Origin of the sequence: Micromonospora sp. DT48, assembly GCF_049844495.1 — a bacterium.
In the GTDB taxonomy this organism is placed as follows: Bacteria; Actinomycetota; Actinomycetes; order Mycobacteriales; family Micromonosporaceae; genus Micromonospora.
This window is the reverse complement of record NZ_JBNCLE010000019.1, coordinates 70,797-85,138: the sequence shown is the minus strand read 5'-3', so window position 1 is coordinate 85,138 and position 14,342 is coordinate 70,797. Positions and strand designations below refer to the sequence as shown.

Annotated in this window: 10 protein-coding genes and 1 tRNA gene; 5 read left to right on the top strand and 6 right to left on the bottom strand. The window is 71.2% G+C overall.

Features of this window, described 5'->3' with window-relative positions:
- Positions 1-85: 85 nt before the first annotated feature.
- Both ACLQ2S_RS22000 and ACLQ2S_RS21995 read right to left on the bottom strand, forming a co-directional pair.
- The gene (locus ACLQ2S_RS22000) at positions 86-3,379 is read right to left on the bottom strand and encodes an efflux RND transporter permease subunit (RefSeq protein ID WP_155214740.1); all 3,294 of its coding nucleotides are present in this window, start codon (positions 3,377-3,379) and stop codon (positions 86-88) included.
- 8 nt (positions 3,380-3,387) lie between these two features.
- Positions 3,388-5,250 carry an ABC transporter ATP-binding protein gene (locus ACLQ2S_RS21995; RefSeq protein ID WP_425702570.1) on the bottom strand — a complete coding sequence of 621 codons (1,863 nt, stop codon included), beginning with the start codon at positions 5,248-5,250 and terminating at the stop codon, positions 3,388-3,390.
- A 72-nt stretch (positions 5,251-5,322) separates the two neighbouring features.
- On the opposite strand from ACLQ2S_RS21995, the gene ACLQ2S_RS21990 reads away from it, so the two are divergent.
- Complete coding sequence (locus ACLQ2S_RS21990; protein WP_425702568.1) at positions 5,323-5,889, top strand: TetR/AcrR family transcriptional regulator; 567 nt, start codon at positions 5,323-5,325, stop codon at positions 5,887-5,889.
- 34 nt (positions 5,890-5,923) lie between these two features.
- Here the strand turns inward: ACLQ2S_RS21990 and thrC are convergent, their stop codons facing one another.
- Genes thrC through argS form a run of 4 tightly spaced genes read right to left on the bottom strand, consistent with a single transcriptional unit; the run spans position 5,924 to position 11,436 of the window.
- Entirely contained in the window at positions 5,924-6,973 is a 1,050-nt protein-coding gene (thrC, locus tag ACLQ2S_RS21985; protein WP_425702566.1) for a threonine synthase, read from the bottom strand.
- 35 nt (positions 6,974-7,008) lie between these two features.
- On the bottom strand, positions 7,009-8,331 hold the full coding sequence (locus ACLQ2S_RS21980; protein ID WP_155214737.1) for a homoserine dehydrogenase: 1,323 nt from the start codon (positions 8,329-8,331) through the stop codon (positions 7,009-7,011).
- Complete coding sequence (gene lysA / locus ACLQ2S_RS21975) at positions 8,328-9,713, bottom strand: diaminopimelate decarboxylase (protein ID WP_155214736.1); 1,386 nt, start codon at positions 9,711-9,713, stop codon at positions 8,328-8,330. Before lysA ends, ACLQ2S_RS21980 begins: the two co-directional genes overlap by 4 nt.
- Positions 9,714-9,771: 58 nt before the next feature.
- Entirely contained in the window at positions 9,772-11,436 is a 1,665-nt protein-coding gene (argS, locus tag ACLQ2S_RS21970) for an arginine--tRNA ligase (RefSeq protein ID WP_309222566.1), read from the bottom strand.
- A gap of 100 nt (positions 11,437-11,536) precedes the next feature.
- Here argS and ACLQ2S_RS21965 point away from each other — a divergent pair, with 100 nt between their 5' ends.
- From ACLQ2S_RS21965 to ACLQ2S_RS21950, 4 genes are all read left to right on the top strand, one after another.
- Complete coding sequence (locus ACLQ2S_RS21965) at positions 11,537-12,355, top strand: DUF3105 domain-containing protein (protein ID WP_155214735.1); 819 nt, start codon at positions 11,537-11,539, stop codon at positions 12,353-12,355.
- Between the two features lies 1 nt (position 12,356).
- Positions 12,357-13,010, top strand: a complete 654-nt coding sequence (locus ACLQ2S_RS21960; RefSeq protein WP_155214734.1) for a DUF305 domain-containing protein — start codon at positions 12,357-12,359, stop codon at positions 13,008-13,010.
- Positions 13,011-13,181: 171 nt separating this feature from the next.
- Positions 13,182-13,874 (top strand): winged helix-turn-helix domain-containing protein, encoded by a 693-nt coding sequence (locus ACLQ2S_RS21955; protein WP_309222565.1) that lies wholly within the window; start codon positions 13,182-13,184, stop codon positions 13,872-13,874.
- 149 nt (positions 13,875-14,023) lie between these two features.
- Positions 14,024-14,095 (top strand) — tRNA-Arg (locus ACLQ2S_RS21950).
- The last annotated feature ends 247 nt before the right edge of the window (positions 14,096-14,342 follow it).

The following is a 14,342-nucleotide window of genomic DNA, read 5'->3' as shown; positions in this document are numbered from 1 at the left end:
AGCGGACCATACCCGCCCGGCGTCGGCTGTTACGTCAGAGCATGGACAACCCCGGAGGGCCCGAGGGCCCTCCGGGGTGCGGCGGTCACCCGTTCGGTGGGAACGGTGAGTTGCGGCTCTTCGGCAGCCGGAGCACCTCGAACTGGTCGGTGTTCTCGATCAGCGCTCCGGCGGGGGCCGCTGGCACGGGCCGGCTCTCCGGCCGCACCGCGTCGGCCGCACCGGCGCCCCCGGCGCCCACCGCCGCCAACGCGGTGGCGTCCGCCCCGGAGACGTCGTCGGCCGCACCGCCACCCGTCTGGCCGTCGACCGGGTCACCGTTGCGGCGGCGTCGCCACGCCCGGACCGACGCCTTGGTGTCCTCCACCATGGCGTACAGCGTCGGCACCAGGATCAGCGTGAGCACGGTCGAGGTGAGCAGGCCACCGATCACCACGATCGCCAGCGGCCGGGAGATGAAGCCACCCTCCCCGGTGAGCCCGAAGGCCATCGGCGTCAACGCGAAGATGGTGGCGATCGCGGTCATCAGGATCGGACGCAGCCGGTGCCGCCCGCCCTCGACCACCGCTTCCCGCACGCCCATCCCCTGGGCGCGGTACTGGTTGACCAGGTCGAGCAGCACGATGGCGTTGGTCACCACGATGCCGACCAGCATGAGCACGCCGATCAGCGCCGGCACGCTCAGCGCGGTACCGGTGACCAGCAGCAGGGCGACCGCTCCGGTGGCCGCGAACGGAATGGAGACCAGCAGGATCAGCGCCTGGATCACGCTGCGGAACGTCGCCATCATGATCAGGAAGACGATCGCGATCGCGGCGAGCACGGCCAGCCCCAGATCGGCGAAGGTCTCGCGCTGCTCGGCGCTGACCCCGCCCAGGGTGACCGTGGCCCCCGGTACGTCGATCGCGTCGAGACGGCTCTGCAACTCCCGGCTGATCGCGCCCAGGTCGGAGCCGGTGACCGTGCCGGTCACCGAGACGCTGCGCTCACCGTCGATCCGCCGTACCTGCTGCGGGCCGGTGGTCTCGGTGACCTCGGCGATGTCGTCCAGCGTGACCGCGCCGACCGGCAGCGCCCGAAGCTCCGCAATGGACACCGGCGGCGTCGCCGACAGGCGCAGCACCACGTCCCGGGCGGCGCCGTCGACGGTCACCTGGCCCAGCGGCGTACCCCGGAACGCCTGCGACACCAGTTGCCCGACGGCGGCCTCGGTGAGCCCGGCCCGGCTCGCCGCCACCCGATCGACCGTCACGTCAACGCGCGGCACCCGCTCGGCCAGGGTGGTCGAGACGTCCTCGACGCCGTCGATGCCGGTCAGCGCCGACTCGGCCTGCTGGGCGGCAGCAGCCAACGCCTCGGGGTCGGCGGCCCGGACGATGACCGCCAACTCGTTGGCCGACGCCCCGCCCTGACCCGCCGGGAAGGTGATCTCACCGGCTGCCGACCCGAGCGCCGCGAACCGCTCCCGCAGCACGCCGCGCATCTCCTTGGCGTCGGTCTCCCCGTCGAGGCGCAACGAGTAGTTGGCCACGTTGTTGCCGGCGCTGCCGGCCCACGGCGTGTCCCCGCCACCGGCGGTCACCTGGTACGACTCGACGCCCGGCGTGCTCGCCAGCACCGCCTCGACCCGCCGGGCCGCCGCGTCGGTGCCGGCCAGCCCGGTGCCCACCGGCAGTTCCTGCCGGATGTTGAGGGTGTCCTGCCCGGAGTCGTCGAGGAAGTTCGTCTCCAGTTGCCGGGCCAGCCCGAAGGTGCCGAACAGCACCAGCAACCCCATCGCCAGGGTGGCCCACCGGTAGGCACGACGGCCGGTGGCGAACCGGATGACCGGCAGGTACGCCCGCTGCAACGGGCTGCGCAGCTCACGCTCCTCGGCCGCCTGACGGACCGCCGCCCCGTCGGCCGCACCGCTGACCGGCTTGAGGAACCAGTACGCGAGCACCGGGATCACCGTCAGCGACACCAGCAGCGAGGCGAGCAGCGCCACGGTGACGGTGATCGCGAAGGGGGCGAAGAGTTGGCCGACGAAGCCACCGACCAGTGCGATCGGGGCGAAGACGGCCACCGTGGTCAACGTCGACGCGGTGACCGCACCGGCCACCTCGCGTACCGCCGTGAGAATCGCCTGCTGCTTCGGCTCGCCGTAGGTCAGGTGCCGCTTGATGTTCTCCAGCACCACGATCGAGTCGTCCACCACCCGGCCGACCGCGACCGTCAGCGCACCGAGGGTGAGCAGGTTGAGCGAGTAGTCACCGACCCAGAGGGCGATCAACGCGACCACCACCGACAGCGGGATGGAGACCGCGGTGACCACTGTGGAGCGTACCGAGAGCAGGAACACCAGGATCACCACCACGGCCATGATCAGACCCAGCAGACCCTCGGTGCTCAGCGTCTTGATCGACTTCTCCACGAAGGGCGCCTGGTCGAGCACGACGGTCAGCTCGGCTCCGGTTTCGGACCGCAGGTCGTCGAGCCGGTCGGCGACCGCGTGCGAGATCTCCACCGCATTGCCGTCCGGGTCGGCGGTGACCGCGATGCCGAGACTGTCCCGGCCGTTGGTACGGGTGATCGCGGTGGCCGGGGCGAGCTGCTCCTCGACCGTGGCGACGTCGCCGAGGCGGACCGGACCAGCCTTCTTGACCGGCGGGGCGACGACCACGTCGCGCAGCTCGTCCAGGCTGGTCAGTGGGGCGCCGACCTGCACCGGCAGGGTGCGCTCGCCGTCCAGGACCGCGCCGGCCGGCACCGCCACGCCGTTGGCCTGCAAGGCGGTGCCGATCGCGGTCGGCTGCACCTTCGCCTTCGCCAGCTTGGCCGGATCCGGTGTGATCACCACCAGTTCGTCCCGGACGCCGGTCAGCTCGACACTGCGGACGCCGTCGATCGCCGCCAGCTCCGGCACCACGGTGTCGCGCAGCTTGCCGGCGAGGGTCCGCTCGTCGTCACCGCCGGACGCGGCCAGCACCACCGCGGGCAGGTCGTCGGTGCTGCCCGCGATCACCTGCGGGTCCACGCCATCCGGCAGCCTGGTCCGGTTGATCGCGGTCTGCATCCGGTTGACCATGTCGTCGAGTTCGGTGCCGAACTCGTACTGCACCACGATGGTGGTCAGGCCCTCGCGGGAGGTCGAGACGACCGAGTCGAGGCCGGGCAGGCCGCGCAGGCTGTTCTCGATCGGCTCGGCGACCTCGGACTCGACGACCTCCGGCGCGGCACCGGGATACTGCGCCACGATGAACGCGGCCGGGAACTCCAACGACGGTAGGAGTTGCTGCTTCAGCGACGGCACGGCGTACACACCGAACGCCGTGGTCACCACCGCGATGAGGGCTACCAGCCCTCGGTTGGCGAGACTGAATCTGGCGAGCAGCGACATCGCGTGACTCACTCCTGGGGAAGACGATCGAGGGGTACGAGCAGTGTGCCCGACCCCGTCGCCCTCCCGGCCTCCGGGGCGGCCGGGGTGCCGGAGGTGCCGATCCGCAGGGACGCCACCAGGTCGCGGTACAGCTCGTCGGTGCCGAGCAGGGTGGCGTGGTCACCGACGGCTCGGATCCGGCCACCCTCCATCACGACGATCTGGTCGGCATCGAGCACGGTGGAGAGCCGGTGCGCGATGGTCACCACCGCGCCCTCCGTGGCCCGCTGCCGCACACATCGACCGACCGCCGCCTCGGTCAGGCCGTCGACCTGCGAGGTGGCTTCGTCGAGTAGCAGCACGTCGGGCGTACGCAGCACCGCTCGGGCCAACGCGATGCGCTGCCGCTCGCCGCCGGAGACGGTGGTGGCGCTCAGCGGCGTGTCCAGGCCCTGGTCGAGCGAACTGACCTTGTCGTACAGGTCGACCGCGCGCAGTGCGGCCCAGAGTTCCTCGTCGGCGGCATCGGGGTGGGTGAACCGCAGGTTGTCGGCGATGGTGCCCGGCACCACCGGCGCCTCCTGCTCGACGTAGGCCAGTCGGCCACGGATCTCGGCAGGAGTGTGCTTCGGGTAGGGGCGACCGTAGAGCAGCACCCTGCCTCGCTCCGGTTCGAGGAAGCGCAGCAGCAGGGAGAACAGGGTGGTCTTGCCGGCACCGGAGGGACCGACGATCGCGGTGTGGCCACGCCGGGGAATCTCCAGGTCGACACCGCGTACGGCGGGTGCCACTCCCGGGGCGTACCGCGCGGTGACGCCCTGGAAGGTCAGCACGGCAGCGCCGGATGCCGGTGTGGCGGGTACGGGTGCCGGCCGACCGGTCGGCTGGGAGCCGGGCTCGACGGCGATGTCCTCGATCTCCCGCAGCCTGCCGGCGGCCGCGATGCCGGCCTGCATGGCGGTCATGTTCTGGGTCAACTCACTGATCGGCCCCATCAGCTGGAAGGCGTAGAGCAGGAAGGCGATCAACGTGGAGACCTCGATGAGCCCCCGTTCGGCCCGCGCCGCCCCGAATCCGAGGATGACGATCACGGCGAGCTGGATGCCGGTCCAGGAGATGGTCCAGACTGTCGCAGCACGGCGGGCGGCGCGGATGCCATGCCGGGCCGAATCCTCGGCGTGCCTGGTGATCAGGCTTGCCTGGCGCTGCTCGGCGCGGCTGGCCTTGACCGTACGGATCGCGCGCAGCGAACCCTCCAGCGCCCCGCCGAATCGTCCCACGGATTCCTGCGCCGCCTCCTGCGCCCGCCCGATCGACGGCAGCAGCACGCCCATCAGCACCGCGACGACGACGACCGCGACCATGGTGGCACCCAGCAGCACGACGTCGAGGACGCCCATCAACACGAGCGTCCCGACCAACGCCACCCCGCCGTTGATCAGCCCGACGAGGCTACCGGACGCCGCGTGCAGCAGACCCGGATCGGAGGTCGCCCTGGTGACCAGCTCGCCGCCGGGCCGACGCGTCAGCTGGTCGATCCGGGCGGCGAAGTAGCGGCGGATGACCCCGGACCGCGCGTCGAGCACCACCCGTTCGGCGACGCCGCCCATCAGCATCCACTGCCACAGCGAGATGCCGGCACCGATGACGACGAGGGCGAACAGCATGGCCACCGGCCGGGACAGCGAACCGCCGGCACCGAGGGTGTCCAGCACCCACTTGGTCACCAGCGGGGTGGCCAGCCCGGCGGCGTTGGCCAGCAGACCGAGCAGCAGGCCGAGCAGCATGGCCGGCACGTGCGGGCGTAGGTAGGCGAACAGGAGGCTGGTCCTGCCTCGGGAAGCGGCCGGCTGAGGGTCGACGGATTCGACAACGGCGGTCTCAGTCACTCCGGTATGGAACACTAATGTTCCAGTACGGACAAGATAAATTCCAAAACCAAACATTGGTAAGTTCTGACCGTGGTGACCACCGAGGAGACCGGCAGCCGGGCGCGGACCCGGCAGGCGATCCTGCAGGCGGCGATCGAGGTACTGAGCCGCAACCCGGCGGCCAGCCTGGGCGAGATCGCCGCCGCAGCGCAGGTCGGCCGGACCACCCTGCACCGGTACTTCGCCGAACGGTCGGACCTGCTGGCCGGCGTGGCGGAGGAGGGCGTGACCCGACTCAGCCGGGCGACCGCCCGCGCCCGGTTGGCCGAGGGCACCGGCGCGGAGGCCCTGCACCGGCTCTGCGCCGAGTACTTCGACCTGGGGGACCTGCTCTCACTGGTCTTCGCCGAGCCGCAACTGGTCACCGACCCCGCCTGGACCACCGGTGTCTGCGACGACGACTTCAACGCCCTGGTGGCTCGGGGACACGCCGACGGCAGCATCGATCCGGCGCTGCCCGCCGCCTGGTTGCAGTCCGTGCTCTGGGCACAGCTCTACGCGGGATGGAGCTATCTGGTCGAGCACGACGTGTCCCGCCACGAGGTGCTCGGCCTGGTCACCCGGACCGTCGTCGGCGCGGTCACTCCCCACCCCTGACACCCGATCCGGTCAAGACGGGAGGTGCCGCTCCTCAGGCGAGATCGAGCGAACGGGCGGCGACGAGCGGATCGTTGGCGATGGTGACGGGGGCCGGAGCGGTGGAGATGGCCCACTCGGGGTCCTTCAGGCCGTGCCCGGTGACCGTGCAGACCACCGTGGACCCGGCCGGCACCTGCCCGGCGGCGGCCTGCTGGAGCAGACCGGCGACACTGGCCGCGCTGCCCAGTTCCACGAAGACACCGATCTCTCGGGCCAGCAGCCGGTACGCCGCCAGGATCTCCCGGTCGGTGACCGCCTCGATCAGGCCGCCGGAGGCGTCCCGCGCGTCCAGGGCCTTCGTCCAACTCGCCGGGTTGCCGATCCGGATGGCGGTGGCGATGGTGGACGGCTCGGCCACCACCTTCCCGGTCACGATCGGTGCCGCGCCGGCCGCCTGGAAGCCGTACATCTTCGGTCGGCGGGTGGCGTTGCCCGCGTCCCGGTCCTCCGTGTAGCCCATCCAGTACGCCGAGATGTTGCCGGCGTTCCCGACCGGCAGGCAGTGGATGTCGGGCGCGTCACCGAGCGCCTCGACGATCTCGAAGGCGGCCGTCTTCTGACCGTGCAGCCGGTCGATGTTGACCGAGTTCACCAGGGCCACCGGATAGTCCTGGGCGAGCTTGGCGGCCAGCGCCAGGCAGTCGTCGAAGTTGCCGTTGACCTGGAGCAGCTTGGCGCCGTGCACGAGCGCCTGAGCCAGCTTGCCCAGCGCGATCTTGCCCTGCGGAACGAGGACCGCGCAGGTCATCCCGGCCCGGGCCGCGTACGCGGCGGCGGAGGCGCTGGTGTTGCCGGTGGAGGCGCAGATGATGGCCTTGTTGCCGTGTTCGACCGCCTTGGAGACGGCCATCGTCATGCCCCGGTCCTTGAACGAGCCGGTGGGGTTGGCACCCTCCACCTTCAGGTAGACGTCACAGCCGAGTCGGGCGGAGAGCACCGGCGCGGGCAACAACGGGGTGTTCCCCTCGTGCAGGGTGACCACCGGCGTGGCCTCGGTGACCGGCAACCGGTCCCGGTAGGCGTCGATCAGGCCGCGCCACATCTTGCTCTCCTCGCCTCTGTGCTTGATCCGGCCGCTCACAGCCCGCCCTCGACCCGTAGCACGCTCGCCACCGACCGGACGATGTCCAGGCCGCGCAGTTCCTCGACGGTCGCCGCGAGCGCCGCGTCCGGCGCGGTGTGGGTCACGATGACCAGCACCGCGTCGCCGGCCGCACCGGCGGCACCGGCGGCCGGCCCCTGACGCACGGTGGCGATCGAGACGTCGTGGCGGGCGAACACCCCGGCCACCGACTCCAGCACACCCGGCCGGTCGGCGACGTCGAGGCTGATGTGATAGCGGGTGACCGCCTCCCCCATCGGTCGCACCGGCAGGTCGGCGTACGCGGACTCACTGGCCGAGCGGACCCCGGCGAGCCGGTTGCGGGCCACCGCCACCACATCGCCGAGCACCGCGCTGGCGGTCGGCGCCCCACCGGCACCCCGCCCGTAGAACATCAGCTGCCCCGCCGCCTCCGCCTCCACGAAAACGGCGTTGAACGCGTCGCCCACGCTGGCCAGGGGGTGGGTCACCGGGATCATCGCCGGGTGCACCCGGACGCTGACCGCTTCCCGCCCCTGCCCGTCGGCTCCGCGTGCCGCGATGCAGAGCAGCTTGATCGTGCAGCCCATCGCCTTGGCGCTGGCCACGTCCGCGGCGGTCACCTCGGTGATGCCCTCGCGGTGCACGTCGGCGGCGGAGACCCGGCTGTGGAAGGCGAGCGAGGCGAGGATGGCCGCCTTGGCCGCCGCATCGAAGCCCTCCACGTCGGCCGTCGGGTCGGCCTCGGCGTAGCCGAGTTCGGTCGCCTCCTCCAGCGCCTCGGCGAAGCCCGCCCCGGTGGCGTGCATCGCGGAGAGGATGAAGTTGGTGGTGCCGTTGACGATGCCGGTGACCCGGGTGATGCGGTCGCCGTGCAGCGACTCGCGCAGCGGGCGCAGCAGCGGGATGGCCCCGGCCACGGACGCCTCGTAGTAGAGGTCACCGCCGCCCTCCGCCGCCGCGTCGTGCAGGGTGCCGCCGTCCTCGGCGAGCAACGCCTTGTTGGCGGTGACCACGCTCTTGCCGGCCCGCAACGCCTCCACCAGCCAGCCGCGCGCCGGCTCGATGCCGCCGACCACCTCGACCACCACGTCGACGTCGTCCCGCTTGATCAGCCCGAGCGCGTCGGTGGTGAACAGGGCCGGATCGACCGGCAGGTCGCCGCGGTCACGCCCGATCCGGCGGACGGCGATACCAGCGATCTCCAGCGGAGCACCGACGCGGGCGGCGAGGTCCGCCGACTGCTCGTGCAGCAGCCGGACCACCTCGGCACCGACGGTGCCACAGCCGAGCAGGGCGAGGCGTACAGGTGACGTCATCCCACATCCAAAGCGAGCAGGTCCTCTTCGGTCTCCGGTCGAACGATCAGCCGGGCCCGGCCGTTACGAACCGCGACCACACCGGGGCGCGGCACATGGTTGTAATTGCTGGCCATGCTGCGGCAGTACGCCCCCGTGCCGGGCACGGCTACAAGATCTCCGGGCTGCACGTCGGCGGGCAGGAATTCATCCTTCACCACGATGTCCCCGGACTCACAATGCTTTCCCACCACGCGGGCGAGCATCGGTCCGGCGGCACTCGCCCGGGAGGCCAGGGTCGCCGAGTACGACGCGTCGTACAGGGCCGTCCTGATGTTGTCACTCATCCCGCCGTCGACGCTGACGTACGTGCGAATGCCATCGACGTCCTTGACCGTACCCACCTCGTAGAGAGTGAACACAGCCGGGCCGACGATCGCCCGGCCGGGCTCGATGGACAGGCGCGGAACCGCCAGCCGCTCCGCCGCGCACTCGAACTCCACGATCTTGCGCAGCCGGTCCGCCAGGTCCTGGGGGGCTGCGGGGTCGTCCTGCGAGGTGTACGCGATACCGAACCCGCCGCCGAGGTCCAGCTCGGGCAGTTCCACGCCGCGCGCGTCGCGGATCTGGGCCCCGAGGGTGAGCACCCGTCGGGCGGAGACCTCGAACCCGCTGGTGTCGAAGATCTGCGAACCGATGTGCGAGTGCAGGCCGCGCAGCTCCAGGACGTCGTCGTCGAGCACGCGCAGCGCGGCCGTCAGGGCCGCGCCACCGGCGAGGGAGAACCCGAACTTCTGGTCCTCGTGGGCGGTGGCGATGAACTCGTGGGTGTGCGCCTCCACGCCCACGGTGACCCGGATCAGCACCCCGGGCCGGACCCCCCGCTCACGGGCCAGCGCGGTGAGTCGATCGAGTTCGGTGAAGGAGTCGACGATGATCCGCCCCACTCCGGCGTCCAACGCACGGCTCAGCTCGGCCACCGACTTGTTGTTGCCGTGGAAGCCGATGCGTTCCGGCGGCATTCCGGCGGCCAGCGCCACGGCCAGTTCGCCGCCGCTGCACACGTCGAGGAACAGGCCCTCCTCGGCGATCATGCGTACCACCGCGCGGCAGAGGAACGCCTTGCCCGCGTAGTACACGTCGTCGGTGGCGAAGGCGTCCCGGAAGGCCCGGCAGCGTGCGCGCAGGTCGTCCTCGTCGAGGACGTACAGCGGCGTGCCGAACTCGGCGGCGATGTCCGCCACGCCCAGACCGGCGACGGTGAGCGCGCCGTCCGCGCCGCGCCTCACGTTACCCGGCCACAGCTGCGGCACCAGGGCGTTGACGTCGGTCGGGGTACGCAGCCAGGCCGGCCCCCGGCTGCCGATGTCGCCGTGCAACGCGCCCGCTTCGTGAGCCCGCATCAGTGCCTCCCTGGATTCGCGTTTGCGGGGCTCGCCAGCTCACTCCTCGCGCTCACGGCTACATCCGCTCCGGCGCCGAGACGCCGAGCAGGCGCAACCCGTTGGCGATGACCACCCGGGTGGCGTCGTTGAGCCAGAGCCGGGCCCGGTGCAGGTCGGTGATCGGCTCGTCGCCCCGGGGCAGGATCCGGCAGTTGTCGTAGAACCGGTGGTAGGCACCGGCCAGGTCCTCCAGGAAGCGGGCGACCCGGTGCGGCTCCCGCAGCTCGGCGGCGGCGGCCACCACGGCGGGGAACTCGGCGAGCGCCTTGAGCAGCTCGTTCTCCTTCTCGTGGTCGAGCAGTTCGGGCCGGAACGACGCCGCGTCACCCCGGACCAGGCCGACCTCGGCGGCGTTGCGGCCGACGCTGGCCGTACGGGCCGCCACGTACTGCACGTAGTAGACGGGGTTGTCCCGGGTGGCCCGGGTCCACAACTCGATGTCGATGTCGATCGGCGAGTCGCTGGAGTACCGGGCCAGGGCGTAGCGGGCCGCGTCCACCCCGATCGCGTCGACCAAGTCCTCCAGGGTCACCACGGTGCCGGCCCGCTTGCTCATCCGCACCGGCGCGCCGTCGCGGACCAGGTTCACCAGTTGGCCGATGAGGATCTCCAGCGTGCGGTCCGGGTCGTCACCGAAGCAGGCCGCCATCGCCTTCATCCGGCCGACGTAGCCGTGGTGATCCGCCCCCAGCATGATCACGATGCGGTCGAAGCCGCGTTCCCGCTTGTCCAGGTAGTAGGCGCAGTCGGCGGCGAAGTAGGTCCACTCGCCGTTGGACTTGCGCAGCACGCGGTCCTTGTCGTCGCCGAAGTCCGTGGTCCGCAGCCAGGTGGCGCCCTCGGACTCGAAGATGTGGCCCTGCTCGCGCAGCCGGGTCAGGGCGTGGTCCAGTTCGTTGCGGTCGTGCAGGTCCTTCTCGTTGAAGTAGGTGTCGAACTCGACCCCGAACTCCCGCAACGAGGTCTTGATCTCGGTGAACATCAACGCGACGCCCTCGACCCGGAACACCTCCTGGGCGGCGGCGTCGTCCAGGGTCAGCACGTCCGGCCGGCGGGCCTTGACCTGCTCGGCGATCTCGGCGATGTACGCCCCGCCGTAGCCGTCCTCCGGCGGCGCCTCGTGGCGGGCGGCGGCGAGCAGCGAACGGGCGAAGCGGTCGATCTGCGAGCCGGCGTCGTTGAAGTAGTACTCGGTGCCGACCTCGGCGCCGGTCGCGCGCAGCAGACGGCTCAACGCGTCACCGACCGCGGCCCAGCGGACGCCACCGATGTGCACCGGTCCGGTCGGGTTGGCCGAGACGAACTCCAGGTTGATCTTCAGACCGGCGAGCCGGTCGCTGCGGCCGTACTCCGCACCGGCCTCGACGATCGAGCGGGCGAGCTGCCCGGCCGCCGCCGCGTCGAGCCGGATGTTGAGGAAGCCCGGACCGGCGATCTCGACGGATTTGATTCCCGGGGTGTTGGCCAACTGCGCGGCGAGCGCGGCGGCCAGCTCCCGTGGTGGCAGGCCGACCTTCTTGCTGAGCTGAAGGGCCAGCGTGGCAGCGTAGTCGCCGTGCTCCGGGTTGCGCGGGCGCTCGACCGTGGTGTGCTCCGGCAGGGCGGACCGGTCCAGCTCTCGGTCGGCGAAGACGGCGTGAGCGGCGGCTAGGACGGCGGCGGCGAGTTCTGCAGGAGTCACCGATCCATGTTATCGGGGGTAGACTCGGTCCCCGCGGCGGCGACCCAGCATCCGAACCCAGCCCGCCAGACCCCCTGACCGACCGACCTGACGAGGCACGATGAGTATCAGCACACCGGGCGGCCCGGAGCGCCGCCCGACCGTGGTCAGCACCGGCAAGAAGCCGGCGGCGGGACGGCCGGCCGCCGGCGCCAAGGCGACCGGAGCCAAGGCTGGCCCCAACAAGTCCGGATCGGCCCAGCGCGCGGGGGGCGGCAAGGGGCCGCGTAAGCCGATCACTCCAGTCAAGGTCAGCCAGGGCCGGTCGTGGGGGCCGATCGCGCTCTTCGTCGCCGTCGGCGTGCTCGCCACGTCGATCATCGGGTTCGGCGCGTGGGCGACCTTCAAGGGCAGCCAGTCCTGGCAGGACAAGGCGGCCGGCATCGACGGCATCGTCAACTACCGCAAGACCGACCCGGAGAGCCTCAACTACGAGTCGCACCAGGCCGGCAAGATCGAATACAAGTACAGCCCGCCGGTCGGTGGCGCGCACAACAACGCCTGGCAGCGGTGCCTCGGTGACGTCTACGACGCGCCGATCGCGTCCGAGCACGCGGTGCACAGCCTGGAGCACGGCGCGGTCTGGCTCACCTACCGCCCCGACCTGCCCGCCGCGGACGTCGAGAAGCTGGCCAGCGTGATCCGGGGCAACGACTTCATGCTGATGAGCCCGTACGAGGGCCTGGACGCCGCCGTGTCGATCCAGGCGTGGGGTTACCAGCTCAAGGTCGACAGCGCCGACGACCCCCGGATCAAGGAGTTCGCCACCACGCTGGCGCAGAACGCCTCGATCGAGCCGGGCGTGCCCTGCTCCTCCGGCAACTACACCACCGGCACCGGCACCGAGCCGCGCGAGTTGGCTCCCCCGACGGGCGGCTGACATGCCGACCGCGACCCAGGAGGCGCCTCCGGCGGAGCGCAACGGCACGGACCTCCACCGGTCGCCTCGGCTACTGCGCTACCTGACCCTGGTCATGGCGGCGGTGCTGCTACTCGGTGTCGGCTGGACGGCTGCGACGCTGACCGCGAACCGGACGCCCGGTGACGAGTCGGCCGAGGCCGGCTTCGCCCGGGACATGTCCCGCCACCATGCCCAGGCGGTGGAGATGGCGATGATCGCGTACGCGAAGGGCCAGGATCCGGCGATCCGGCAGTTGGGCTACGACATGGCCCTGACCCAGCAGGCGCAGATCGGTCACATGCAGCGCTGGTTGCAGGAGTGGGATCTGCTGCCCACCGGTACGCGACCGGCGATGGAGTGGATGCCCGACGCCGTGCCGGTGGGGCCGGACGGACTCATGCCCGGCATGGCGACCCGCGAAGAGATCACCCAACTGCACGAGGCCCAGGGTGCGGCGGTCGACCAGCTGTTCGTGAAGCTGATGATCAAGCACCATCTCGGTGGAGTCCACATGGCCGACGGCCTGTTGAAGGTCTCCGACCGGGCCGAGGTGGTGCGGATGGCCGAGGCGATGAAGCAGACGCAGCAAAAGGAGATCAACGAGCTGCGGCGGATGGGGCTCGCCGACGGTTGATCCGCCCCGTACCCGGACTCCTCGCCGCCCCGCTCGAACTCACGAGCGGGGCGGCGTTGTCCTGGTCCGCCCCCACACCACCGGAATCGCCCCTCCGCCCCACCTTGGTGCCATACGACCGATTTTCCCTCTAGGGGTTACTTGGAGCGAAGTGCACTCGTTGTCCGGGACGTGGGGGTTGCACTCAGAGACGCGCGGCGTTCGGTCACCAGCTGGTGCCGACGCCACACCATCGGCGGTGACGGAGCGGTGGCAGCCGTCCGTCGCGGACAGCGGCAGGGTGAGCCGGGAACACTCAGCCGCGTACAGGAGCTGGAGCTGATCGACGCCCTCCGGGGCGTCCACCCCGACGCGTACGGCCTGGACGAGGAGCTGTGGACCCGACAGAGCCTGCACGCGCTCATCCAGCAACGCTTCGACCTGACGCTGGACGTGGGAGTCGTCGGGGCGTACCTGCGGGCCTGGGGGTTGGGTCCCCGGGAGCCCCGCGAACGCGCCTGCGGGCTCTGCGTCGGCGCGGTCGAACGGTGGGTACGCAGCGAGTACCCGGCGATCACCCGAGCCGCCCAGGAACACCTGGCCGAGGTCTACTGGGTGGGTCGGGTCCGGTTGCGGGGCACCATGCCAGCCGCGGACGTCATCTCGGCGGTCTCCTCACGCGGCCGGGTCCGGTTCATGGTCACCACGCCGTCGGTCGACCCGCCGCTGCCCCGGGAGTTCCTGTACCGGCTCAGCGGCACCGAGCAGCGCACCGTACACCTGATCGTGGACGGCTCCTGGGCCCGCAACGAATGGCCGCGCCGGCTCCCCCGGCGGATCGTGCCGCACCCGCTGCCCAGCTGCGGACGCGCGCTCGCCGCCTGAGCCACACCACCGACACCCGTCGAGCCAGCCGACGGAACCGGCCCGTCACCGACACCGGGCCGGTTCCGCTGAGCCGACACCCGTCCACGACCCACCGATACCGATTCGGCGATCGAGTGGGGGGTTTGCTAGTCTTCTCCAGTCGCTGAGCCCCCGTAGCTCAGGGGATAGAGCACCGCCCTCCGGAGGCGGGGGCGCAGGTTCGAATCCTGCCGGGGGCACAAGCTTTAGCGCCCCATGTCCGCTGAGAAGCGCGGACCTGGGGCGCTTGTCATTTCTGTCTGGGGCCGAGCCCCAGACCCCACGCTCCTTGGCACGGTCCGCGGTTTCGTCCCGCTGCGCGGCTCCTCAGCCTCCGGCGTCCAGACGCCAACCACGGCCCATCCCGCTGCGCAGCTCCGTCAGCCTCCGGCGTCCGGACGCCGTCCGCAGCTCGCGCCGCTGGGCGATCTCCGTCAGCCTCCGGCG